The following is a 22,877-nucleotide window of genomic DNA, read 5'->3' on the forward strand; positions in this document are numbered from 1 at the left end:
GGCGCTCCACCGCGTTGTCGTGCGCCGGCGCTTTCGCAACGCCCGGCTGTTCAGCCTCGTCAGGTACTGGGGCCGTGCCGCCGCGAACCGAGTCGTCGTTCATTGCGATCTCCTGCCGGCAACCGGAGTATGCCGACACACAAAGATTGTTCCTATTGGTTCAAGCATACTCCGATGCCTGGTACACCATCATCGTGGCCAAGAAGCCAACAGGTAATCCGTGTGATGGAGCGTTGCATCAATCTACGAACGCCTCAGCTTAAGGCTGAAAGCTGTGTTTCACCATCACGCAGCACCCACGTTCGCAGCTTCAGCTGGGCTGTGATCCGTTTTATGGCGGATTCGTCCATCAGCGAAAATGCAGTGGAGAGTGCGTCGGCGGTGGTTGCGTCGTTGGCCATCACAGATACGCTGCGGTAGCGGGGTTTGGGGTTGCCGGTGTGCGGATCAAACAGGTGCGTAATGGCGCCATCGGCGTCGAATATCGTGCCGTGGCCCGACGAGGTGCTTATCGCACGGTCGCGCAGGTCAATGATACGCAGCGGCTTGCGGTCTTCGCTGTCGCCGGCCAGGCCCACACGCCAGGGACGGTTGCCTGGGCCGCCATTCAGGCCGCGTATTTCCCCCATATCGACCAGCACATGCACCATGCCTGCTTCCTTGAGCAGTTCGGTGACGCGATCTGTGATGTAGCCTTGTGCAATACCGTTCAGCGTAAGCGCCATGCCAGGCCGGGCCAGGCGTACCGAACGGCCATCGATCTCGATGGCGCGATAGTCCACCAGGCTTAGTACCCGCCGGATATCCGCCGCCGAAGGCATGGCCGATCGCCTGCCAAAAACTGTTGATCCAGCGGTAACAGCATCCGCCTCGGCGCGGCCGGGGCCGGTGCGGCCTGCCGCACTGACAGCTTTGCGGCCTGCCACAACGGCATCCGCATAGAGCTTCCAGAGCGGCTGCACTGTCGGGTCGAAGGCGCCCTCCGTCAACCGGCTGAAGCTTTGTGCCTCTTGCAGCAAGCGCAGCAAATCCAGTGGGGCGTCGTCCAGGCGTCCGTCGCGATTCAGGCGCACCAGCGCGCTGTCGTCCTGATAGAGGCTGAACACCTGCTCCAGACGATGTACTTCGGCAATGGACCGGTCGATCAAAGCCTGGGCGAATGCGCGATCAGGGTGATGGATGCGCAGCGTCGCGTCGGCGCCCAGTGCAATGCCGCGCCAGCTGACAACGGCTGGAGGCGGTGCGGCGTAAGCCCGGCGTTTCGGCCAGACGCTGGCCGCGACGGTGCCGGAGGTGACGGCGCCGGCGGCCATAATGCCGATAAACCGGCGGCGGGAGGCTTTGAACGTATTCATGATGCGGCTCCAGCAGGCGTTGTGCCCGGCGATTCAGAGGGGACCGGCACGCTCATGCCGGCGTCGAAAATATAACTTTCAGGCATGGTCTCAAAGCTGATCACTTCGCCGCCGTGCAGGCGTTGGAAGGCCTGCGCGGCATCTTCGGTGCCAAAGGGCAGGGCGTCCTGTGTGCCCATGCCGCCGGTAAAGCGGCTGTGGATCACATAGTGCGCCTTGCGGGCATCTATCCAGGCATCATTCGGAAAATTGCCTTCAGGCGTCATCTTGGCCATGTCTTGTACATAGGCCGCAACAATGGCCTTTGGCTCTTCAGGCAATTGCGTGTACGCGAACAACTCGCGTATGGTGGTGAACCACACAGGCTGCTCGCGGTCGCGCAGCAGGATCTGGCCTTTGGGCCCTTTGTGTTCGTACAGGAACATGCCGCAGTAGTGGCCCACTGCATCTTGCGGAATGGCCGCGTGGGGCGCTGGCGGCGGCGTATCGTCGCTCTGTTTGCTACAGGCGCCCAGCAACAAGCTCAGCGCCAGCAGTGCGCATGCAGTCAGGCCCCGCTTCATATAGGCCTCCGTTTGAATGCGAGTATTGCCAGCGAAAACGGTGCGGCGATCCACAGCAACTGCGCACCGATCAACACTTGAGCGGGGATGCGTGCCTGTTCGCTCAGGCCTGCCATGCCGGAGAACATGGATACGTTCTCATAGCCGGTAAGATTGAGCAGGCGATAGACGTCGGTTGGGTTGAACAGCAGCACCACATTCAGAATGGATGAGGTGATTGTTTTGCCTTGATCCGCAACCAGGATGCCGAGCAGCGCCATGTCGTAGATGACCACCAGGAACAGCCACACACCGATGGCAATGCCTGCCGCAGTGGCGCGTTCTCGCACTACGGCGCTGATCAGGTAGCCCACGGACAGAAAACTGGCGCCCAGCAGGATGCTTGCCGCAATCAGAAGGACGAACGGCATCCAGGCGCTGAAGTCGACGCCGCCATGCGCCATCTGCAGTGTGATTCCGGCCAGGCCATAACCGGCAACCGTTGCCAACCCCAGTATCGCTACATGGCCGAAGAACTTGCCCACCACGACTTGCCAGCGGGAAACGGGGTGGCTGAGCAGCAACGCCATGGTGCCGCGTTCGACTTCGCCCACAATGGCGTCGTAGGACAGCAGCATGGCGATCAGCGGCACCAGGAAGATGGACAGGCTGGACAGACTGACGACCGTCACCGTCAAGGGATCAACCTTGACGCTTCCCGTGGGCGCGCTGCCCAGAAAGCCCAGCGACAGCGCCAAGGCGGCAAGCAGTACGGTGACAGCCAACACCCATTTGTTGCGCAAGCCGTCGCGGAACTCTTTCTCGATAATGATCAGCGTAGGGTTCATGGCTCAAACATCCTCGCGCCGCAGGAAGTGCGCATACATTTCATCCAGGCCGGGGGCCTCCAGCTCAATGTCTACAACGCCGGGTATGGCTTGGGCTTCGCGCAGTGCGGCCAGCTTGTCGTTTTCGGGGCATTGGCGCAGCAGGCGCCGTTCGCCGGCGCGCTGCCACCCCGCGGGCGGCTCAGGCAGGTCGCGGTCGAGCGTTAGCAACAACCGGACGGGTAAGCCGGCATCGCGGCGTAGATCCGACAAGGTCCCGTCGGCAATCTTTTTGCCGCGTTGCATCACAATGACCCTATCGGCTTGGCTTTCAAGTTCGGCAAGCGCATGCGTGCTCAGCAGAATGGCCGCGCCCGCGTTGCGCAGCGCTGCCACAATGTCGTAGAACAGCAGCCGCGAGGCCGGGTCGAGGCCGGTTGTGGGTTCATCCAGCAGAAGCAGGCGCGGCTCACCCAGCAGGGCCTGAGCCAGGGCCAGCCGCTGACGCATGCCTTTGGAATAACCGCCGACGCGTTTCTTGGCCGCTTGTGCGATGCCCACGCGGGCCAGCAAATCGTGATTGCCTGTGGTGGGCAACCCTTTCAGGCGGGCATAGAAGGCGAGCGTTTCCTCGCCCGTCAACGAAGGGTACAGCGCAACGGTTTCGGGCAGATAGCCGATATGCCTGCGCTGTATCGCCGCGCCTCGGCTGTCGGCTTCGTGGCCCAACACATTCACGCGTCCTTCCTCTGCCCGGATCAGGCCCAGGATGAGTTTGATCAGTGTGCTCTTTCCAGCGCCGTTGTGGCCGGCCAGCACGACGCATTGCCCTGGGTATAAGTCAAAGCTGACGGCATCCACCGCGCGCTGCTTGCCGTATTGTTTCGTGACGCCAGAAAGAGAGACCGGCAGGGCAGCCCTGGCGCCTGCCAGGGCATAAGGGGCGGACGCCTGCGTGCCGCCCCTGGTGTGGGACTGGGCGCTAGCCTCGACGCTCATTCAGAACCTCGTATTTCTTCAGGGTGGAGGGAGTGGGGCGAGTCATCAGGGGCGCGCTGTCTATGACGCCGCCCGGCAGTATGGCTGGAAACTGTGTCTGCGCCCAGCGCACGATGGCTACGGCGGGGCTGTTCAACAGCATGCGCGCGGACGGAGCGCGCCAGATCACCTGGTCGATGAGGCCATTGGGCCGGTATGCCGTGTCGCCGATGCCGTCGCCATTCAGATCGAAGGCGCTCATGTCGCTCCAGTAGTTGCCGCGGCCATCGACCGACCATTCCAGGAAGCGTGTGCCAACGTACTTCACTTGGTTCTGGTTGTTTACGAATGCATTGTTCGTAATCTCGTTGCCTTCGGAGCCGGCCGTGTAGTGCACGCCGATCTCCGCGTTCTTGAAAATATTGTCCGCAATGCGATTGAAGTTCGCGTTATAGATGAATACGCCTTTCTCCGCGCCGTCCACAATATTTCCTTCGATAGTGGACTGCTGGGTAGCGTTGAGCATCAGCCCTTGGTGGGTGCTGTCGATGCCGATGTTGTTGCGTACGGTCAGAAACTGCGAAAACATCAATGCATAGGCGATTTCGTTGCCGATGGAAACGTTGTTGCTGACTTCGCTCTTGTTTGTGTACATGTAATGCACGGCGTAGCGCACGTGCGTGAAATGGTTGCCGCTGAAGACGTTCTCGCGGCTTGCATTGGAAAAGATGCCATCCCGGCCGTACGAAATGATGTTGCCTTCGATCCGCGAGCCCGGCGAGTTCCAGATCGTGACGCCGTTGCCGCGTTCGTTCACGCGCAGGCGTTTGTTTCCCTCGATGCGGTTGGCGGTGACCAACGCGTTTTCGGGGCCCCATACATACACCCCGACCAGGTTGTCGATGATGTCGTTTTCTACGATGCGTGCGCGGTGCGCAGTCTTATCCAGAAAGATGCCTGCGTCCATATCGGGCAGGCTTAGGCCCGACTGGCGTACGGTGAGGTGCCGGACTGAAACATCCGGCGCCTTGATCCAGATCGTACGCCCTTCACGTTCGCCGATCAGTGTGGCGGAACGGTCGTCGGGGCCTTGCAGTGCAATCGGTTTGTCGATGACGATGTTGCCGCGATACTCGCCGGAGGCTAGCCGCAGCGTATCGCCGGGCGCAGCCGCGGCGATGGCTGCTTGAAGATCCGCGTGCGCGGGCACGTGCACCGTCGCCGCGCGCACCGTTCCGCCTGCCGCCGAAAGCATCAGCGGCAGGGCAGCCAAAGCTGCCTGAAGCGGGAAACGGTATCGCATGCGGCCTCCGTTACGCCTTCTTGGGCTTGACGTTCATCTGGCCCGACATCTCCATATGCAGTGCGTGGCAGAACCATTGGCAGTAATACCAATGAACGCCCGGCCGCGCCGCGATGAAGGTGACCGATGATGTCTGCTGTGGTCCGATCTCCATGGCGATACCGTAGCCCGAGAGCGTAAAGCCGTGCGTCAGGTCTTCGATCATTTCCATGTTGGTGACCACGACGGTGACCTCGTCGCCCTGGTTGACTTCGAAGTTGGGCACCGTGAAAACGGGCGCCACCGCCGTCATGTACACGCGCACCTTATTGCCGTCGCGCACAACCTTCGAGGCGCCTTCCAGCGTCACGCCGTCCTTCTCGGCCATCTTGCGCACATCGTCCCACCATGGGTCGTCGCGCGTCCAGACGCGCTTCGGGCGTACCTTGTCGCGGCGCACCAGCAGCATATCGTGCGGTTCGGCGAAGCTTGGGCCGTCGTGCACCAGTTTCATCTCGTCACCCGAAATGTCGATCAACTGATCGTTTTCGGGCTTGAGCGGGCCCACGTTAAGGAAGCGGTCTTTGGAGAACTTGTTCAGCGACACCAGCCACTTGCCGTCGGCCTCTTTGGTTTCGCCCATGGTGGTGTGGTTGTGGCCGGGCTGATAATGCACATCCAGTTTCTGGATGATGGGGTCCACTTTCTCGCCGTTGTAGGCCTTGATGGCCTTTTCCATATTCCACTTCACCATCTGGCTGTCGATGAACAGCGTCGTGTAGGCATTGCCGCGGCCGTCGAACGCCGTATGCAGGGGGCCAAGGCCAAGCTGCGGTTCAGCCACGACGGTATCGCGGGGCTTGATCTTGTCGGCGAACAGGTCGTCGAGGCGGCGCACGTCGATCATGGTCACGGTGGGTGAGAGCTTGCCGTTGAAGACCACGTGGATGCCGTCCGGCGCGGCATTGCAGCCGTGTGGCGAGTTGGGTACCGGAATGTAGCGTGTGTACTTGGAGCCCTTGCGGCCGTCCAGCACCTTGACGCCGTTCATCTCCTTGAAATCGCCCTTCTTGACGCCTTCCTCGATGGCCTTGATGCTGAACACGACCGCCCAGTCTTGTTCATTACTGCCCATGTCGTTGACGTTCAGGCCTTTCTCGGAGTTGTAGCACGTGGAGAATGCGTACTTGCCCTGGTAGTCGGCGTCCATGTTGTCCAGGTTGCCATCCACAATCACCTGCCAAGCGATCTTCATCGTATCGCCGTCGATGGCGGTGAAGACAGACCAATAGTTTTCCTTCGGGTTGCCGAATACGGAACCGTCGTTGGGCAGCGGCACGATGTGCTCACCGTTGCAGAACACGTAGCCAGTGCGCGGGTAGCGCTGCGGGCGCAGGCCATGAATGCCGTCCGCATTGGGGATCTCAATGATCTTGTCGCACTTCATTACGTCGCAGCGAACCCGTGCAACACGGTTGTTGGCCTTGTCGTTGATGAAAATGTAGCGGCCGTCATAGGTGCCGTCGGTGAACGACATGTGGGGGTGGTGCGCGTCGCCGTTGGGCAGTACGCCGCCGCGGGTCTTGGCGTATTCAAGTGTTTCGGGCGTCAGGCCCTCGGTCATGATCTTGCGGCTTTCGTTGGTGGTGCCCCAGCCGGTGGCGCTGCAGATGTTGAAAATGGGAATGCGCACGAACTCACGCATGGACGGCAGCCCCATGATGCGGATTTCGCCTGACTGCCCCCCTGAGTTGAATGCATAGTAGGTGTCCAGCTCGCCCGGCTCGACATTGGCACTCTGGTGGCCGTTTTTCTTCTTCTTTTTGTCGTCGTCGGCGAACGCGGACGACATGTGCGTTGCGCCGACCGCCGCGGCGCCGGAAAGTGCCGCGGTACCCAGAAATGCCCGGCGGCTCAGGCCGTGTTTCTCTTTGCTTTGATCGGACATGATGTGATCTCCCTAAGAAGTAGCGTGTGTGGGGTGGCGTGCTTCGCCCGCGTGAAACGGGCTCGGTAGCATCAGGGGGTTGTGGGGTTGGAAACAGGATCGTCGGGCGTGCGCGGCCGAACAGTGGGGCGGCGTACCGTTGTTTCTTTCAGCATGGCGGGGTTGGCCGCCGGTGCGGGCGCCGCGGCTGCCTCGGTTGGCGGCGCCTTGCGTCGCTGCAGCCGCGCATTCTTCTGGATCAGATGCGGGCACTTCTGTTCGTGGTGATACAGCATCTGGCAGTTCAGACATTGAATGCATTCATTGGGGTTGATGGGGCCTTCAGGCTCGATCGCCTGCACCGGACAGTCCGTCGCACAGCGTTGACAGGGGTTGCCGCACATGGGATAGCGGCGCAGCCAGTCGAAGATGCGCAGGCGCGCCGGAATGGCCAGCGCCGCCCCCAGGGCACAGAGGTAACGGCAGTAGAAGCGTTCGATGAACAGCCCCGCCAGCAGCAACAGCACGGCGAAGATCACAAAGGGCCAATCGCGGATGAACTTGAGAATGATGGCTGTCTTGAAGGGCTCGACCTCGGCGAGCTTCTCCGCCAGCGCCATTTCGTACAGCGAGAAGCCGAACAGGAAGATGAAGACAATGTACTTGATCGCAGCCAGCCGGTTATTGGTGCTGTATGAAAGCTTGATCTGCGGAATGCGCAGCTTGCGTGCGACCTTATTGGTGAGTTCTTGCATGGCGCCGAATGGGCAGAGCCAGCCGCAGAAGGCGCCGCGGTTCCAGAACACCAGCGAGATGGCAGTCGCGACCCACAGTATGAACACGACGGGGTCCATCAGGAAGTATTCCCAGCGGAAATCTGTGCGCAGCGCATGCGTGAACGTCAGCACGTTCACCACTGACAACTGGGCCGAGGCGTACCAGCCCAGCCAGAACAGTGTGAAGAGCAGGAAGCCTGTGCGGAAGCGCTTGTAGAAGACTTCGTGTCGCGTGAGCCGGTCTTGGAAAAAGAAAACACAACCCAGGATCAGCAGGGCGGCTACCACAATGGCAATCTGTATCTTCTTCGCAGCCCAGATCTGTTTGTACAACGCGGGAGCCTGGTCGATCTCATGCTCCTCCTCCGCCGCGCTGGCGGCCGGCTGCGGCTGGCCTGCGGACGTTCCGGCGGCACTTGCCGTCTGAGGGGGCGACGCCACCGGCTTGGTGTACGCCTGAGGAAGATCGTAGTTCAGGTTGTAGGTGACAAAAGCCTTTTCCTGTACGTTGATCACGCGCTGCACCATAAGCTGCAGGCGCCAGGGCTGCGTGGGGTCGAACGTCGCCTTTGCGGGCACGGTGAACAGCGCCACCTCTTTGAACTGGGGGGCACCCTCGGCCATGACGTCCGCCAGCCGTTGGTGATCAAGGTCGGTGAAGTGAAAGCTGTTTACATCCTGCACGACCTCAATGCGGTCGAAGATGCCGCCGCGCACGTAGCCCGAGCCCTTGAAGGAATAGATGCCGTTTCCGGCCACGAGGATGGCCTGCTGGCCGGGCTGCAGGCGCTGCTTCAGATAATCGTATTCGGCGTCGCCAAGCAGGCTGCGCCCGATGGACGGCACGCTGACCAGCGCGGCGTACATGTCGATGAAGGTATCGTCGGGATCGCCGCTTTGTGGATGCTCGGCCGCGCCTGCGCGCCCGCTTTCCGCAAAGGTTTTGTTGAGCGCGCCTATGGTGATGTGCAGTCGGCTGATCGCGCCGCTGTCCAGCAAGCTGCTCCAGCTCGCGGTGCCGGTCTGATCCATGTCGATGACGCGCTTTTCGACCTGAGGTGTAGCTGCCGCAGTTGTGGCGCCCGCTGGCCGTCCAATGCCTTGCGCTCGCCCGACCGCTTGGGCCGACCGGGTGATGCTGTCGCCGATCACCATCATAGTGACGGTGGCGCCGCTGATGATATCGACCGGCGGCTGCGCACCGGGTTTGGGCGGATTCTTGACGTAGTTCTGGCCCAGATAGCCGTTGATGAAATGCTCGACCCGTGATTGTGGAATACCGATCAGCACAATTGGCTCGTGATGTTCCATGAGCTTGGCGCTGACAATGGCGCCGTCGGTGGACAGCCCGATCAGTGTGTCGATGGGGAAGCTTGAGTAGCCGCGTGTATTGACGACATCGCTGGTGATGTACACATAGCCGAGCAGCTCGTTGCCCTTAAAGGCTTTTGCCACAGGGGGTTTGCCTTCCACCGGGCCCAGCCGGTCGGCGCCGGGGAACACCTCCGACGCTTTCAGCTTGGGCATGAAATCAGCAATGCGAGGTGCCGCCACGGCTGCCGGTACCAGCAGGCACAGCATCAGTGCAACAATGAATGCAAGCCACGCCGGGCCGTGCTGCGAAGCCGGGCCCAGACGACGAATAAACGTGCGCATCTCAACCTACAGTTGTCAGTTTTAGTGATCTTAGGAAGTTAGCGACCCTCTTCCTTTGCCATATATCAATTACCGCGGCTTATCGCCGGGATCTGGCAGCGACCCGGGCGCAATGTTTGATCCTGATCAAACGCAGGCCCGCGATCGCGTTCCCCGCCACCCGCCACCCGTCATGTAAATTCGCAGCACTGCATGCGCTGGCCTGCGGCTATCAGGATGCGGTTCAAGGAAGGGGGAGGTATTTCCCGATGCATTGATTCGGTTTGTGGAGCGTACGGGGAAAGTCGTCCAGCAACACACGTTCGCATACGTCACGCGCGTCAGCTGGATCATCGTGATATATAGCGATGCCAGCCCTGCGGAGCCAGGTGTGCACGGCTCCGCGTCCCCGCCATCGTGTGCGGTGATGGCCGGGGCGGCTGCGGAGCTGGGTTCGGGGGGAAAGGCGGCGGGCTCCGGCACACAGGCACTGGCCCGCGCGAACTTATGAGGGCTTTAGCGCTACTTTCAGTACGCCGTCGCGCTGATGGCCGAACAGATCATACGCGTCGACAATGTCATCCAGCTTGTAGGTGTGTGTTACCAGCACTCCCAGATCAAGGCGGTTGGAGGCCAGCACATTCATCAGGCGTCGCATCCGCTCTTTGCCGCCCGGGCACAGCGCAGTATTGATTTTGTGATCGCCAAGGCCGGCCGCGAAAGCGGAAACCGGAATCGTCAGATCCTGTGAATACACCCCCAGGCTGGACAGCGTCCCACCGGGCTTGATGACCCGCAGCGCAGATTCGAAGGTGCTTTGCGTGCCCAGCGCTTCGATCGCTGAGTCGGCGCCCCGGCCGCCCGTTATTTTCATCACCTCATCGACAACATCGCATTGCTTGAAGTTCAGGGTGATGTCGGCGCCCAGGCGCTGCGAGATGCCGAGTCGGTGATCATTGCCATCCACCGCAATAATGGTGGTGGCTCCCAACAGGCGGGCGCCTGCGGTCGCGCATAGGCCGATGGGGCCTTGCGCAAAAACCACGACGGTATCGCCGATCCGGATGTTGGCGTTCTCCGCGCCCTTGAAACCGGTTGACATGATATCCGGGCACATCAGCACCTGTTCATCTGTCAGCCCATCGGGAATGGGCGCCAGATTGGCTTGTGCATCCGGCACCAGGATGTACTCCGCCTGTGCGCCGTCGATCATGTTGCCAAAGCGCCAGCCCGCCGTGGCCTTATAGCCATGGCAGCCGCACTTGCCCTGGGGAACCAGGTAGCTGCCATCCTGCGACGGCGCGCCGTCCTGTGCCGCATAGGAGTTGAAGTTCGGGCAGATGGCGCCGGCGATAACGCGCTGACCTTCGGTATAGCCAGTCACCGCGCTGCCCAGCTTCTCGATAATGCCAACGGGCTCGTGACCGACTGTCAGCCCCTTGGATACTGGATACTCGCCTTTCAGAATGTGTATGTCGGTGCCGCAAATGGTGGTCGTCGTGATCCGCAGCAGCGCGTCATTGGGGCCGACATCAGGAATGCGTTTTTCAGTCAGCTCGATGCGGCCGGGCTCCACAAATACGGCCGCTTTCATCATGGTAGTCATAGCAACTCTCCTGGAGGATGAGCGAAACATACAACAGCGGAGATGCCCGGGAATCGGGCGCGGACGTTGGAGGCGGAAAACAGCGGGGCGGCGCCGCAGGCATCCGCGTGCAGCCGTACGACCAATGCGCAAGAGTGGAACTGGTTCATGCGAACCCGGCCCATGCATGGCCGGTTCGTGCGCCGCTGATATGGCAAGCCTCCGCATAAGAATATAGAACAAAGCACAGAAAATCGCTGCAACTATATTCGAGGGGAGAGGCTGGGGAAGATACCCTGCCGGACCCGCCGCTCAGTGAATAATATCCGCCAGAAACTTCTTCGCCCGGTCATGCTGTGGAGCGCAAAAGAACTCCGACGGCGTGCTGGCCTCCAGGATCTCCCCCTGATCCATGAACCAGATGCGATCGGCGACTTCCCGCGCGAAGTGCATCTCATGCGTGACGCACACCATTGTCATGCCATCAGCCGCCAATGCTTTCATGACATGTAATACTTCGCCGACCATCTCCGGATCGAGCGCGCTGGTAGGCTCGTCGAAAAGGATCAGCGTAGGATCCTGGGCCAGCGCGCGCGCGATCGCCACGCGTTGCTGCTGGCCGCCGGAAAGGTTGCCGGGCATCTCATCGAGCTTGGCACGCAGGCCCACCTTTTCAAGCAGGGCCTCGGCAATTTCATATGCTTCTTTACGGGATTTCCCGCCCACTTTTATGGGAGAGAGGGCAATGTTTTCTTTGACGGACAGGTGAGGAAAGAGGTTGAACTGCTGAAATACAAAACCGATACGGGCCCGCAGCCGATTAATGTCGGTCCTGGCGCCGCAGATATTTTCGCCTTGTACCCTGATCGTTCCGCCCTGTATTTCTTCCAGCCTGTTGATGGTGCGGATCATGGTGGATTTTCCCGAACCCGAGGGCCCGCAGACAACCAGCACTTCTCCCGTTTTCACCTCGCCGCAGATATTGTTCAGCGCATGGTATTTCTTGTACCACTTGTTGACGCCTTCGAACTCGATCATCTTTCTCTCCCCGGAATTCAGATAGTCAGGCGATGCCCAGCCGCTTGTTTTGCAGATGCCGTTCCAGAACTCCCGCCAGGCGCGAAAGCAGTGCGCAGATTAGGAAGTAGAACATCGCCAGAATCAGATAGGTGCGCAGCGTGCCGGTCAACGCGATGCTGTTGATCTGCTGCGCCGAAAACGCGGCCTCTTGCACGCCGATGATGTATGCAATGGATGTGGCCTTGATGGTGGATACAAACTGATTGAGCAGTGACGGAATCATGTTGCTCAATGCTTGTGGCAGTTGTATGGAGAACAGCGTCTGGAAGTATCCCAAGCCAACAGCCCGTGCCGCCTCCACCTGCCCCTTGGGCAGTGACTCGAGCCCGGCGCGGATGATCTCAGCGAGAAACGCAGATTCGTATGCGATGATGGCGCATAGCGCGGTCGAGAAGGGTGGAACGTCCACGCCGATCAATACGGGCAGCATGAAGTACGCCCAGAAGATGATCATAATCAGCGGTATGGATCGAAACGTATATACCCACACTGTAGAGGCGAGCTTAAGCGGCCGGTATTGGCTGGTGCGGGAGATACCAATCAACAGGGCAATGGGAAACGCGCCCGCAAGCCCCAGCGCCGCCAATACCAGGGTGCCGGCGAAACCGCCCAGTGGGCCGTTGGGCCAGGAGCCCACCAGAAACATCAAGCCGTAGGTTTCAAGGAAGTCGATCATATTGTGCCCTCCTCATCGCTTGAAGTTCGCGGGGTAGCGGCGCGCCATACTGGCCCCCAGCATCGCGATTGCCAGTGAGATGCACAGATAGATCAGTGTTGAGATCATGAAAATCTGGAGTGTCTGAAACGTGGCGTTTTCGATCTTCTTGACTTGGTAGGTGAGTTCGGTGACGCCTATAACCATTGCCAGGCTTGTATCCTTGAAAAGGATGAGCGAACGATTGATGAGCGGGGGCACTGCATAACGCACAGCCTGCGGCAGTACTACATATCGCAGCGCTTGCACCGCACTCAGGCCAACGGATCTGGCCGCTTCTGTCTGTGTGGCGGCAATCGCTTTGATGCCCGAGCGTATGTCTTCGTAGTAGTAGGCGCTTACGTTGAGCGACAAGGCGATCAGCGCAAACGAAAACTCCGTATTGCCCTGGTTGATCCAGAGCCGCAGCGCCTTGGGCAGCACCTCAGGCATGCCGAAATACCAGACCAGTATCTGGACGACCGTAGGCACGTTGCGGTGGTATTCGACATACAGTGCGACGAGGCAGTGGACGAGGCGGGACGGAATCAGGTTGATCGCCGAGAGCAGCGCAGCAATGGCGAAGCCCAAAACCAGTGCACCCGCGAATAGCCGCAAGGTAACCGTCACACCTGTGTACAGCATGCCCATGATCTCCGGATCGGAGAGCATAGAGAATGAAAATTGCATGGAAACACCGGGACGGCGCGCGTCCCGTCCTGTAAGTGCTTCAGTTGGTTTGCTTGTCTCGTGCAGCCGCTGCGTCGACCGGCTCTACCTTGAATGTGCGGGATAGCTTGTAGATGGAGTCCGGGCCCATCCATTTGTCGTAGATGCGGGTAAGCTCTCCCGATTTGTCCAGCGCGACGATGGCATTGTCGATGGCTTGCTTGAGTTGAGGTTCGCCTTTGTTGACGATGACGCCGATGTGTTCGGTATAGGTGGGCTCGGCAATCAGCTCGGTGGGCGAATCGCCGCTTTTTGAGTCGTTGGCGAATCGCAGCAGCACCAGCTCTCCGGCTGTCATGGCGGCGACCTTGTCATTTTGCAAGCCCAGATAGCACTGAGAAATATTCTGGAAGGTCAGGACATCTGCGCCTTTCAACACCTTCTGCGCGATGGCGGCTGAGCTCGAGCCGGATGACGCACATACCTTTTTGCCCGCGAGATCGGCAAGCGTCTTGATGCCTGAGTCTTTGCGCACCAAAACCTTGATATTGCCTTGCAGGTACTGCTGGCTGAAATCGACCTCTTCTGCCCGCTTGGGCAGCCATGCTACGGCACCTGCGACCATGTCCACGCGGCCCAGTTTAACTTCCGGAATACGCGCCTCGGTCGACAGTGGTTTGTGTTGCAGCTTGAGACCCAATTGCCGGGCGATGGCATGGCACATGTCCACGTCGTAGCCCACATAGTCTCGCGTTTTGGGATCCTGAAAACCATAAGGCGAGCTGGCATTCTGGGTGCCGCAGATCAGCACGCCACGCTGCTTGATGTCTTCCAGCCGGTTGGCGGAGGCTGCGCCCGGCCAGGCCGAAAGTATCAACAGCGTACCGAACGCCAGCGCGCTCGCTTTGCGGACAGATGAAGGTGCATTATTCATAGGTGTCTCCTCGGTTTAGATTGAGTGATCGATGTGCGAATCATCGAGTTGAATTATTTTTTGAATGGCTGAATTGACGTTCCAGCCAAGCGTTTCAGAGAAAAGAGAACGTATCGCGCTCCTGTTGGTCTATTTGGGCCACCAGGCCGGTTTCCCACGCAAGATACTGGCGGGCCGCATCCTTGTTGCCGTCGTGCCTGTCGTGGACGAAAAACAAGTAATCGATACGTACGTCGTCAGAAAGAGGAAAACCGCCTTCCTCCACGGGCAGCCCGCTGGATGCCAGATAGGCTGCGTCGACGACGCATATCTGGATCTCCTTGGCGCCATCGTGTTCCAGATCCTGCGCCAATAACGAAAGTGCGGCATGGTCGGTGCCCAGCAACACGATCGGCTTGTCGAGGCAGCCTGCCGTCTTGGCTCGCAGGGTTGGGCGGATCACCCAATGCGAGCCAGCCAGACGAAGCGCCTGAAAATCTCCGCTTGACCGCGCGTCCAGCAGGCATGCGGCAGGATGCGCGGCCAGATAGGCGGCGAGTGCCTCGCGAGGCAGCACTGCGGTATGCGTGAGTTTGGGCTGATACGCGGGCGGGCGGTGAACGGTTTCCAACGTATGCGGGTTGTCGAGCAGATAGACCTCCCATCCCAATTGCTTGAGCCAGCTCGCGACGACAGGTGCCCGGACGCCATCGGTGTCGCACAGTACCACTCGCGCCTGGCGAACGCCCAGGTACTGATCCGTCGCCTGGATCAACTGGCCGCCCGGCGTGTGGCGGGCAAGCGCCGGCAGGTCTCCTTGCTGATGCTCTTCTTCAGTACGCACATCGCACAGGTAGACAGTGCGTTCTTCGTCGGCCAGCCACTGTGTAAGCTCCTGATGACTGACCCGCTGAAGCCCCAGCCGCGCCGTCAGCTGTGCAGCGCGCGCCTGTTGCGCCGCCAGCGCGTCGGCGCTGACTTCCCGCGGGTACAGCCGGCTGGATTGGTGTTCCAGGGGCAGGTCGGCCAGATACCATCCTTGCGTACCATTCTCCAGCGCATAAATTGTGTTCGGGACACCAAGATTGATCAGCGTTTGTGCGCCGATGATGCTGCGCGTGCGGCCTGCACAGTTGATGACGACAGTCGTTTGCGGATCGGGAGCGAGCGCGCCAATGCGCAGGGCCAATTCGCCGTTGGGGCAGCAGATCGAGCCTGGGATATTCATTTTTCGGTACTCGCTGACAGGCCGTCCGTCGAGCACGATAACGTTCTGGTTTGCGTCATGCAGCAATTCATGCAGCTTGTGCGCGGAAATGCTGGGTGTCTGGTACGCGTGTTCGGCCAGTTCACCGAAGGTTTTGCTTGGCAGGTTGACGCCCGCGAAGGTTGCATAGCCGGCGTTTTTCCACGCTTCTATGCCGCCGCGAAGCAGAAACACATTGGCATAGCCCAGACGTTCCAGTGCGCACGCCGACGCTTCCACAGCATGTTGGGTGGACGCATCGCCGTACAGAACGATGCGTGTCTGTTTGCGAGGAAGCAGCTTGATTGCACCATACTCCAACTGGCTATAAGGGAGCGGGACGGCGAAGAATAAATGGTCTTCGCCGTACTGGCCATGTTCCCGGACGTCGAGTAGCGCAATCTCCTCGCCGTCATGCAGCCAGGCTTTGAGGCGCGTCGCGTCCACATACAGAAAACGGGGTTCTGACATTATCGGTATCACAGATTGGTTGTTTCGATTCAAGCCAGCGTGGCAAGCTGCCGCGCAAGGTCTCTCTTGAGATCCTCGGGTTCTTCCAGGCCTATGTGCAAGCGCAGCAAATAGCCGCATTCCTGTCCGGCGAGTCGTGTCCGTTCGGGGTTTACGGGAAGTGCCAGGCTTTCGTACCCGCCCCAGGATGCCCCGATGCCGAACAGTTCGAGTCCATCCACCGCACGCTCCACCGCATCGCTCGCGAGAGCGGGATCAAACTCGACAGTGAGCAGGCCATTGCTCCCACAGGCGTCGCGGCGCCATAACGCATGGCTGGCGTCACCGGGCATTGCGGGGTGGAACACACTGCGCACCGCCTTCTGCTCCGTCAACCAAACCGCGATATCAAGTGCGCTGGCGGCATGGCGCGCCAGCCGCAGCGCCAGCGTGCGCAAGCCGCGAAGAATCAGGAATGCGTCTTCCGCCGAGACCGTCTGGCCAAGGCTGACACTGGCGTCTTCGATCGCGGCATATGTCCGCTCGTTGGCGGTCACCGCGCCCATCATGACGTCTGAATGACCGCCAAGGTACTTCGTGGCAGCAACGATGGACAGATCGCATCCCAGTTCCAGTGGGCGATAGTTCAGGCTCGACCCCCAGGTGTTGTCGGCGCACAGCAAGATGCCTCGCTCTCTGCAGACCTGCGCCATGGCCGGAAGATCCAGCATGTCGTACAACAGCGAACCCGGCGATTCCGCATATACCATGCGGGTATGCGGGCGCAACGCGTTGACCCAGGCCTCATCATTGGCCTTGAAGAAGCTGTGGGTGATGCCGTAGTTCGCCAGCAGGCCAGAAAAAAGGCGGTGTACCGGCTCATAGACGCCTTCGGAGATCAACACATGATCGCCCGACTTCAGGCAGCCCAGCATCGCTGCAGCAATAGCGGCGAGCCCGGTGGGGAAAAGCTGGCTGCGGTGCCCGCCTTCCAGCGCCGTGACTGCATCCTCAAGGGCATGGACGGTTTCATTGCCGCGCGCGCCATAAGACAGTACGCGTTCATGTTCGCGCCGCGCACGCGCATCACGCCATTGATCAATGCTCTCAAAGATATAGGTGCTGCCCTTCACGATCGGGGTATTCGCCCAGCCTGCATGCGGCCGTCCGAGCCTGGTGAGCGACGTCGAGCGAGCCATCTCCGTCATTGAGCCGTGCTCCGGCGCGTCTGGACGCCCACTGGCATCACCTTGCATGTGCCCGTCTCCATGTCGAAAGCAAGGCGACGATCCAGTTTTTCCAGCGCCAGGCCGTACATGTGTAGATGGCGGATACTGTCATCTTCGATTCGTACGGCATGGATATCATCGGCCAACAGCGCGATGCCAGCGCCGGGGCCGATTTTTTTCATGCCCGTCTCGCGTAAAGTAGCGCACCCGGGCTGGCGTCCGTCATCGGTGCGCTCATACAGGTAATTGCTCTCGGTGCCTTCCACGGCGGCGATACAGGCCCATGTCGTGTGGTTGTGCGGAACGATTTTCTTGCCGGGCTTCATGACGTTCAGATAGAGCGCATAGCTGTTGTCCGGCTCTTCGTGAATGAGATAGCGGGCCTGCAACTCGTCGCCTTCGGGCGACGGGTATTCAGCCGCACTCCACCAGTCCCGGTGCGCGGCAATGCCTTTGAGTGCTTCGAGCACCACATCGAGCGCGGGCCGCGTCACCTTGCCGGCGGTTTGCTGCTTGGCGGTTTCGATAAAGCCCGAAATGGCTTGCCGCTTTTCATCAGGGTTGTGCATGTCGTTGGTCTCCCATAGGTGTACTCACTATAAGAGCGCGTCATACTCGCCACAAATTAATTATTCTTGAAGTTATATTAGCAATGCTAATATTTCAGCCATGAAGCAAGGCTTTTTAAAAGATTGTATTCAGGGTATTCCCTATGCGAAATCTAGACCTTGATTTGCTGCGCACGCTCATAACTATTGAAAAATTTAATACATTTTCGGGGGCGGCCGAGGCGCTTTTCAAAACCCAATCGGCGGTTACGCAGCAGATGCAGCGGCTTGAAACCCAGATGGGCTGTGTACTGTTCCAGAAAAAGGGCAGGCGCAGGGTTCTTACCCAACAGGGGCGGCAGCTCGCCGATTACGGCCGCCGCCTGCTTGCCATCAACGATGAGGCGCTGCGTACGGTAGGGCAGGAACAGATGGCAGGCCAGATACGCTTTGGCGCGCCTTTGGATGTGGCCGATTCAATTCTGCCGCCGGTATTGACGCACATTGCCCGACATGCGCCGAAAGTGCAGTTGGAGATCCGCGTAGACCGCAGCCCCTTCCTGATGGATGCGCTGACGTCGGGTGATATCGATCTGACTATTTCAACCCGCCGGGACGCGGGGCTTAAAGGTTTTGCGCTGCGCACCTCGCCCGTTGCGTGGATCTGTGCGGCTGACTACGTCTACAACAAGCGTGCGCCCTTGCCTCTGATTCTTGCCGACGAGCGCAGCATTTTCCGCAAGATAGCGCTCGACGCGCTGGCATCGACTGCGTTGACCTGGCATATCAATTATCTCGCGCCCACGCTGGTTGGCATCAAGGCCGCCGTGCGGGCAGGGCTGGGTGTTACGGCTCGCAGCGTCGAGTTTCTGGGGGCGGACATGCGCGTATTGGGAGAGTCAGATGGCCTGCCGGCCCTGCCTCCCATGACCTACATGCTATGGACGCGTAATGACACAATCAGCCCGCTGACGCTGCATATCTATGAAATGCTGAAAGCGCATTTCGAGCAAGGGTCTGCCGGCGATTTCGCGGGGCAAGGCGTATTCCCTGGCGCCGACCACCCCGCTTGACCGGGTACGCGGCTATTCGTTTTAGCGGTTTGCCGCGTCGTCAATTACCGCAGGGCCAGCAGCGTCCACATACCCCAGCCAATTAACACCACACCCGCGATCCGGCCGATCCATGGGCCGCCAGGAAACAGTTTTTCTACCAGTACATAGAAGGCCAAGCCCGCAATCCAGTACAGATTCATGATCCCGCCCACAAAGAGCAAAAGCATGATCAGCCAGCAGCAGCCCACACAGTACAGCCCGTGTTGCGCGCCCATGATGAATGCGCCGCCGCTGCCGGGGCGCCAGTATGTCAGCAAAAAGTCCAACGGAGACCGGCAGCGGCGCAGACAGGCGTGTTTCAAGGGCATCCACTGGTAGACGCCCGCCGCGATCAGTAGCGACCCCGCCAGCGCGGTACTGGTTACAGTCATTGCCGGCGAGAGCAGTGTCAGCATTTCCAGCCAGTACTGCAGAACCACGGCAGCGAAACTGCCCAGACCCCAGATCACGGCATAGCCCAATACGAAAAAATAGGCGCCAAGTGTCGGCCTCTCGTCCAGGGCGTGGCGCCGCGAAATTCTGGCATACAGCAATATCATCGGTGCCGCGCTTGGAAGCATCATGGCGGCCATCATCACCAGCCACATCGACACCATCGCGATCCATCGCGCGGGCGCCCATGGTGTCGCGCCGACAGCCATCGCCGTGCCATTGTTCGGCATCGCCCGCATGTCCATGCTATCGCCGGTCATTGGGGCCATGCCGATGCCTTCACCCATCATGGCCGGCATTTCCTGGCCGGGCGCCATGCCGAAAATGAGATACCCCCACGATAAAAGGACGAGCACAGACAGGCTCCCGATCACAACAATGCGATCATGCCGCAATGCTCGCTCAAGCAGCGTGCCGTTCATTGGCGGTGGCCCGTGAATAAGTGGCGCCCCGAATCAGTGAGCGCGGCGCTCCTTGCCATGCTCCAGCCCATGCTGCGTTTGCACAACGTTGGCCAGGGTGCTGTGTGTGCCTTTGGTGCTGAAGGGTATGGCACCCGTGCTTTCAATATTCGACGACGCGACTTCGCCTTCTTCGTGCTCGAACCCTTCCGGCATGACGACGCGGATGCGATGCGGCAGCCCGGTAATGGGATTGCGTATGGGCTCGATATCGGTATCGAGTATTCCGGGTATTGTCATCCGCCCCGTACGGCCGTCTTTATCAAACTGGAATGTAAACGGTGCGAACACAGGGTCGTGCACTTTGGTGACGATCACGCTGAAAATATGGAACAGCGTGCCTTCCGCCGAGTGTTTGCCCGAAAAGATCGCCAGCAGCGCGTCTCGTTGTTCGGGTGACGCCCGCTCGTCGATGATGGGTTGCACCTCGCCGTTTCCTTCGTGCAGTGCACCAGGAAAATGCACCGTGGCGCAAAAATGAAGGCCATCCAGCGACGTATCGTTGAAATGGCCTTTGGTAATCCGCATACCGACCAAGCCGCTGCACTCTCCCAAAGTAGGCCTGGCATTGAAATCACATGGGCAGCCGTATGCACAACTGCAATTCTTGATCCATTCGCCTTCAAGGCGCCAATCTGCATGCTCCATGATTGTGTCTCCCTGCAGTTGCAGAAGAATAATCATTGATTACTCTACGCCGCTTGGAGCGCTCCCGCAAAGCTTTTTTGATGTAAATCATGGGGCTGGTCCAGGCTGGCGGACCCGCGTCGCCAACGTAAGTTGCGCTGGCTTGGCTAAGCGCCGTGGCGGTGGGGGAAGGGGGCGATGCGGGATAAAACCGCCCGGTGGCGGTATCATGGCTATCGCCCTTCGGTTCCGCCGCACTGGTGCTCGGTTCATACCCGCCTGTAACAATGTACTGATGACGCCCCTCCGCCCCTTGATTCTTCGGAGTCTATCCTGCCAGATCCTGGTCTGGTGCCTGCTTTTGGCGCTTGCCGGCGGTGCGCTGGCGGCGTGGGAGTATCGGTCGCTTATTGGGGCGCTGGAGCGCGAAAGCGACGGCTTGCTCCGGCTGGCGTCGCAGCGCGCTGGCCAGCACGATGCGCACCTGACCGCGCTGTCCGCCATCGCTTCGGCGTCCAATCAAGGCGACCATCGGCTTTTTCTCGATGTGGCAGCGACTATTGCACACTTTTATCCGCGCATCGACGAAATACAGCTCGTCCCGCTGGTGCCAGACGCGCCGCCGGTTGGCGTCGGGCCGCTTTCGGCCACATTTGCGCAGCGCATTCGCGCGGCGGCCGGTGGCGCCGATGGCCGCGTGTCTGTGCTGCCCTTTCCGGGCCGCGCCGATCATTATGCCTTGGTCAAACGCAGCCCCAATACGGCGCAGGCGCGCTACGGCCTGATGCTGGGCATCGATGCCGCCAAACTCATCGGCGAGGCCAGCCCATACTGGTCGCGGCCTGAGGCGTTGTTGCGATTGTCCATGCCCGATGGCCTGCCGCTTGTGAACCGCATGCCGTCTTCAGGCGGCGTCGTCCGCTTTTCCAAGGCGCTGGCCAGTGCCTCCCAGCCGCTGATGCTGGAAACGGGCGTGACGATCAGGCCGAGCGATCTTTTTCCGCCTGTGCAGGCCGCGTCGCTTCTTTTGCTGGTCAGCGCGGTATACGCCGCCGGGCTCGCTGCCTGGCGCCAGCGCATCCGCACACGTGCGGCGGTCGAGCAGGCGCGCCTGAGCGCGCTGGAGTCCCGTTTAGCGCACGCTTCGCGCGTGAATGCGTTGGGCGAGATGGCCAGTGGCCTGGCGCATGAGCTGACCCAACCCTTGACCGCCATTCTTGCCCAGACGCAGGCCTGCCGCAGGATACTCGCCAGCGACGCCGCAGGTCATGGGCTGGCGCCGGTTCTCGACGATACGGTCGCACAGGCAAAACGGGCATCAGCCATTCTGGAGCGGTTTCGAAATTGGTCGCGGCCTCAACTCGACTGTGTGGCGGTGGTCGATTTGCGCGATGCGCTGGTCAATGTGCAGTCCTTGCTGGCCTCCCAGGCGGCCGCATGCAATGCCAGGCTGGTGTTCGACATGCCGCCTGTGCCGGTGCTCGTCAGGGCGGATCCCGTCGAAATGGAACAGGTTGTCTTCAATCTCGTGCGTAATGCACTCGAGGCGGTGGCTCAGCGCGACCATGGGTATGTGGCCGTCACGTTGAAACAAACCGCATCGGAGGTGATCATCCTGGTCTCCGATAACGGTCCGGGTGTCGCGCCGATGCTTCGGAGCAGGCTGTTCACACCCTTCACGACAAATCGGCCAGATGGTACAGGCCTTGGCCTCGCGTTAAGCCAGCGCCTCGTAGAGCGCGCGGGCGGGGAAATATTTCTGCTCGATGACGGGCCTGGTGCAACGTTCAAGATCATCCTGAAGCCTCAAGTGCCGTTGAAGGAGCCGACGCAATGATGCACCCGGTCTACCTGGTTGACGACGACGAAGCAGTGTGCCGCGCCCTGAGCCTGCTGCTGTCCACCGTCGGCATACAAGTTGTCGCCTTTACCGATCCTCAGGCATTTTTGGCGCAAATCGTCTTGCTCCAGCCCGGATGCCTGATCCTGGATATCCGCATGCCCAACATGTCGGGCTTGAAGCTCCAGGAGCGTTTGGCCGATGGCGGTGTTGATTGGCCCACTATTGTCATCTCCGGTCACGGGGATGTAGAAGCCTGCCGACGCGCATTTCGCCATGGCGCCATCGATTTTCTGTCCAAACCCATTGATGAGCAGGATCTCATCGATGCCATACAAAAAGCGCAGGACGCGCTTGATCACAGCCTGCGGCAGCAGGCGCAACAGACCGAAACGCGCGAGTTGCTTGCGGCACTCACCCCGCGGGAGCGCCAGGTGCTGGGGCGTGTGGCCGAGGGCTATACAACTCGCCAGATCGCGGATGCATTGAGCCTTTCGCCGCGCACGGTCGATACCCACCGGGCGTCCATCGGCGCAAAACTCGGCACGACATCGCAAGCCGAATTGACGCGCCTGTGGCTGGAAGGCGAGGGTACACCGTAGAACTACGTAGGTCAGCGCGAAGCCTACGAATATTCGAACGATATCGCGCGCAGTAAGCTGTCCT

Annotated in this window: 20 protein-coding genes; 3 read left to right on the plus strand and 17 right to left on the minus strand. The window is 60.0% G+C overall.

What is annotated here, in order from left to right; translation table 11 throughout:
- Nucleotides 1-254 precede the first annotated feature (254 nt).
- The 15 genes from LOL23_RS06650 to LOL23_RS06720 form a co-directional block, all read right to left on the minus strand.
- Nucleotides 255-1,355 (minus strand): FAD:protein FMN transferase, encoded by a 1,101-nt coding sequence (locus tag LOL23_RS06650; protein ID WP_160977945.1) that lies wholly within the window; start codon nt 1,353-1,355, stop codon nt 255-257.
- Nucleotides 1,352-1,918, minus strand: coding sequence for a nitrous oxide reductase accessory protein NosL (locus LOL23_RS06655; protein WP_160977943.1), 567 nt, complete (start codon nt 1,916-1,918; stop codon nt 1,352-1,354). Before LOL23_RS06655 ends, LOL23_RS06650 begins: the two co-directional genes overlap by 4 nt.
- Nucleotides 1,915-2,745 carry an ABC transporter permease gene (locus LOL23_RS06660; protein ID WP_237173306.1) on the minus strand — a complete coding sequence of 277 codons (831 nt, stop codon included), beginning with the start codon at nt 2,743-2,745 and terminating at the stop codon, nt 1,915-1,917. The genes LOL23_RS06655 and LOL23_RS06660 overlap by 4 nt, the downstream gene beginning before the upstream one ends.
- A gap of 3 nt (nt 2,746-2,748) precedes the next feature.
- Nucleotides 2,749-3,723 carry an ABC transporter ATP-binding protein gene (locus tag LOL23_RS06665; RefSeq protein ID WP_160977939.1) on the minus strand — a complete coding sequence of 325 codons (975 nt, stop codon included), beginning with the start codon at nt 3,721-3,723 and terminating at the stop codon, nt 2,749-2,751.
- Nucleotides 3,707-5,005 carry a nitrous oxide reductase family maturation protein NosD gene (locus LOL23_RS06670; protein ID WP_160977937.1) on the minus strand — a complete coding sequence of 433 codons (1,299 nt, stop codon included), beginning with the start codon at nt 5,003-5,005 and terminating at the stop codon, nt 3,707-3,709. Before LOL23_RS06670 ends, LOL23_RS06665 begins: the two co-directional genes overlap by 17 nt.
- A 10-nt stretch (nt 5,006-5,015) precedes the next feature.
- Entirely contained in the window at nt 5,016-6,932 is a 1,917-nt protein-coding gene (nosZ, locus tag LOL23_RS06675; protein ID WP_160977935.1) for a TAT-dependent nitrous-oxide reductase, read from the minus strand.
- 71 nt (nt 6,933-7,003) lie between these two features.
- Nucleotides 7,004-9,343, minus strand: a complete 2,340-nt coding sequence (locus LOL23_RS06680; RefSeq protein WP_439652072.1) for a 4Fe-4S binding protein — start codon at nt 9,341-9,343, stop codon at nt 7,004-7,006.
- A gap of 484 nt (nt 9,344-9,827) precedes the next feature.
- Nucleotides 9,828-10,928: an NAD(P)-dependent alcohol dehydrogenase gene (locus tag LOL23_RS06685; protein ID WP_160977933.1), complete on the minus strand. Its 1,101-nt coding sequence runs from the start codon at nt 10,926-10,928 to the stop codon at nt 9,828-9,830.
- A 291-nt stretch (nt 10,929-11,219) separates the two neighbouring features.
- Nucleotides 11,220-11,945, minus strand: coding sequence for an amino acid ABC transporter ATP-binding protein (locus LOL23_RS06690; protein ID WP_160977931.1), 726 nt, complete (start codon nt 11,943-11,945; stop codon nt 11,220-11,222).
- Nucleotides 11,946-11,970: 25 nt separating this feature from the next.
- On the minus strand, nt 11,971-12,663 hold the full coding sequence (locus LOL23_RS06695) for an amino acid ABC transporter permease (RefSeq protein ID WP_160977929.1): 693 nt from the start codon (nt 12,661-12,663) through the stop codon (nt 11,971-11,973).
- Between the two features lie 12 nt (nt 12,664-12,675).
- A complete protein-coding gene (locus LOL23_RS06700; RefSeq protein ID WP_160977927.1) occupies nt 12,676-13,371 on the minus strand; it encodes an amino acid ABC transporter permease in 696 nt (231 codons plus the stop codon).
- 40 nt (nt 13,372-13,411) lie between these two features.
- On the minus strand, nt 13,412-14,284 hold the full coding sequence (locus LOL23_RS06705; protein ID WP_160977925.1) for an ABC transporter substrate-binding protein: 873 nt from the start codon (nt 14,282-14,284) through the stop codon (nt 13,412-13,414).
- 94 nt (nt 14,285-14,378) lie between these two features.
- Nucleotides 14,379-15,980, minus strand: coding sequence for a rhodanese-like domain-containing protein (locus LOL23_RS06710; protein WP_160977923.1), 1,602 nt, complete (start codon nt 15,978-15,980; stop codon nt 14,379-14,381).
- Nucleotides 15,981-16,009: 29 nt separating this feature from the next.
- Nucleotides 16,010-17,167 carry a cystathionine beta-lyase gene (metC, locus tag LOL23_RS06715; RefSeq protein ID WP_160977921.1) on the minus strand — a complete coding sequence of 386 codons (1,158 nt, stop codon included), beginning with the start codon at nt 17,165-17,167 and terminating at the stop codon, nt 16,010-16,012.
- Nucleotides 17,164-17,757: a cysteine dioxygenase family protein gene (locus LOL23_RS06720; RefSeq protein WP_237173307.1), complete on the minus strand. Its 594-nt coding sequence runs from the start codon at nt 17,755-17,757 to the stop codon at nt 17,164-17,166. Before LOL23_RS06720 ends, metC begins: the two co-directional genes overlap by 4 nt.
- Nucleotides 17,758-17,900: 143 nt before the next feature.
- Between LOL23_RS06720 and LOL23_RS06725 the strand changes: the two genes are divergently transcribed.
- A complete protein-coding gene (locus LOL23_RS06725; RefSeq protein WP_160977917.1) occupies nt 17,901-18,809 on the plus strand; it encodes a LysR substrate-binding domain-containing protein in 909 nt (302 codons plus the stop codon).
- A gap of 44 nt (nt 18,810-18,853) precedes the next feature.
- Here LOL23_RS06725 and LOL23_RS06730 read toward each other — a convergent pair whose 3' ends face one another.
- Together LOL23_RS06730 and LOL23_RS06735 are read right to left on the minus strand one after the other, a co-directional pair.
- Entirely contained in the window at nt 18,854-19,705 is an 852-nt protein-coding gene (locus LOL23_RS06730) for a DUF2182 domain-containing protein (protein ID WP_160977915.1), read from the minus strand.
- A gap of 33 nt (nt 19,706-19,738) precedes the next feature.
- The gene (locus LOL23_RS06735; RefSeq protein ID WP_237173308.1) at nt 19,739-20,428 is read right to left on the minus strand and encodes a DUF1326 domain-containing protein; all 690 of its coding nucleotides are present in this window, start codon (nt 20,426-20,428) and stop codon (nt 19,739-19,741) included.
- Nucleotides 20,429-20,666: 238 nt separating this feature from the next.
- Here LOL23_RS06735 and LOL23_RS06740 point away from each other — a divergent pair, with 238 nt between their 5' ends.
- Nucleotides 20,667-22,208: a sensor histidine kinase gene (locus tag LOL23_RS06740; protein WP_237173309.1), complete on the plus strand. Its 1,542-nt coding sequence runs from the start codon at nt 20,667-20,669 to the stop codon at nt 22,206-22,208.
- Nucleotides 22,205-22,813: a response regulator transcription factor gene (locus tag LOL23_RS06745; RefSeq protein ID WP_160977911.1), complete on the plus strand. Its 609-nt coding sequence runs from the start codon at nt 22,205-22,207 to the stop codon at nt 22,811-22,813. The genes LOL23_RS06740 and LOL23_RS06745 overlap by 4 nt, the downstream gene beginning before the upstream one ends.
- Nucleotides 22,814-22,877: the final 64 nt, after the last annotated feature.

Source organism: Paracandidimonas lactea (genome assembly GCF_021653995.1).
Classification (GTDB): Bacteria; Pseudomonadota; Gammaproteobacteria; order Burkholderiales; family Burkholderiaceae_B; genus Allopusillimonas; species Allopusillimonas lactea.

What these genes read in the sequence shown, in the direction of transcription:
- LOL23_RS06740 (WP_237173309.1), top strand. Translation starts at nt 20,667, where the DNA reads ATGACGCCCCTCCGCCCCTTGATTCTTCGGAGTCTATCCTGCCAGATC.
- metC (WP_160977921.1), bottom strand. Translation starts at nt 17,167, where the DNA reads ATGACGGAGATGGCTCGCTCGACGTCGCTCACCAGGCTCGGACGGCCG.
- LOL23_RS06705 (WP_160977925.1), bottom strand. Translation starts at nt 14,284, where the DNA reads ATGAATAATGCACCTTCATCTGTCCGCAAAGCGAGCGCGCTGGCGTTC.
- LOL23_RS06660 (WP_237173306.1), bottom strand. Translation starts at nt 2,745, where the DNA reads ATGAACCCTACGCTGATCATTATCGAGAAAGAGTTCCGCGACGGCTTG.
- LOL23_RS06685 (WP_160977933.1), bottom strand. Translation starts at nt 10,928, where the DNA reads ATGACTACCATGATGAAAGCGGCCGTATTTGTGGAGCCCGGCCGCATC.
- LOL23_RS06710 (WP_160977923.1), bottom strand. Translation starts at nt 15,980, where the DNA reads ATGTCAGAACCCCGTTTTCTGTATGTGGACGCGACGCGCCTCAAAGCC.
- LOL23_RS06680 (WP_439652072.1), bottom strand. Translation starts at nt 9,343, where the DNA reads ATGCGCACGTTTATTCGTCGTCTGGGCCCGGCTTCGCAGCACGGCCCG.
- LOL23_RS06690 (WP_160977931.1), bottom strand. Translation starts at nt 11,945, where the DNA reads ATGATCGAGTTCGAAGGCGTCAACAAGTGGTACAAGAAATACCATGCG.
- LOL23_RS06700 (WP_160977927.1), bottom strand. Translation starts at nt 13,371, where the DNA reads ATGCAATTTTCATTCTCTATGCTCTCCGATCCGGAGATCATGGGCATG.
- LOL23_RS06670 (WP_160977937.1), bottom strand. Translation starts at nt 5,005, where the DNA reads ATGCGATACCGTTTCCCGCTTCAGGCAGCTTTGGCTGCCCTGCCGCTG.
- LOL23_RS06745 (WP_160977911.1), top strand. Translation starts at nt 22,205, where the DNA reads ATGATGCACCCGGTCTACCTGGTTGACGACGACGAAGCAGTGTGCCGC.
- LOL23_RS06730 (WP_160977915.1), bottom strand. Translation starts at nt 19,705, where the DNA reads ATGAACGGCACGCTGCTTGAGCGAGCATTGCGGCATGATCGCATTGTT.
- LOL23_RS06650 (WP_160977945.1), bottom strand. Translation starts at nt 1,355, where the DNA reads ATGAATACGTTCAAAGCCTCCCGCCGCCGGTTTATCGGCATTATGGCC.
- LOL23_RS06695 (WP_160977929.1), bottom strand. Translation starts at nt 12,663, where the DNA reads ATGATCGACTTCCTTGAAACCTACGGCTTGATGTTTCTGGTGGGCTCC.
- LOL23_RS06665 (WP_160977939.1), bottom strand. Translation starts at nt 3,723, where the DNA reads ATGAGCGTCGAGGCTAGCGCCCAGTCCCACACCAGGGGCGGCACGCAG.
- LOL23_RS06725 (WP_160977917.1), top strand. Translation starts at nt 17,901, where the DNA reads ATGCGAAATCTAGACCTTGATTTGCTGCGCACGCTCATAACTATTGAA.
- LOL23_RS06720 (WP_237173307.1), bottom strand. Translation starts at nt 17,757, where the DNA reads ATGCACAACCCTGATGAAAAGCGGCAAGCCATTTCGGGCTTTATCGAA.
- LOL23_RS06655 (WP_160977943.1), bottom strand. Translation starts at nt 1,918, where the DNA reads ATGAAGCGGGGCCTGACTGCATGCGCACTGCTGGCGCTGAGCTTGTTG.
- LOL23_RS06735 (WP_237173308.1), bottom strand. Translation starts at nt 20,428, where the DNA reads ATGATTATTCTTCTGCAACTGCAGGGAGACACAATCATGGAGCATGCA.
- nosZ (WP_160977935.1), bottom strand. Translation starts at nt 6,932, where the DNA reads ATGTCCGATCAAAGCAAAGAGAAACACGGCCTGAGCCGCCGGGCATTT.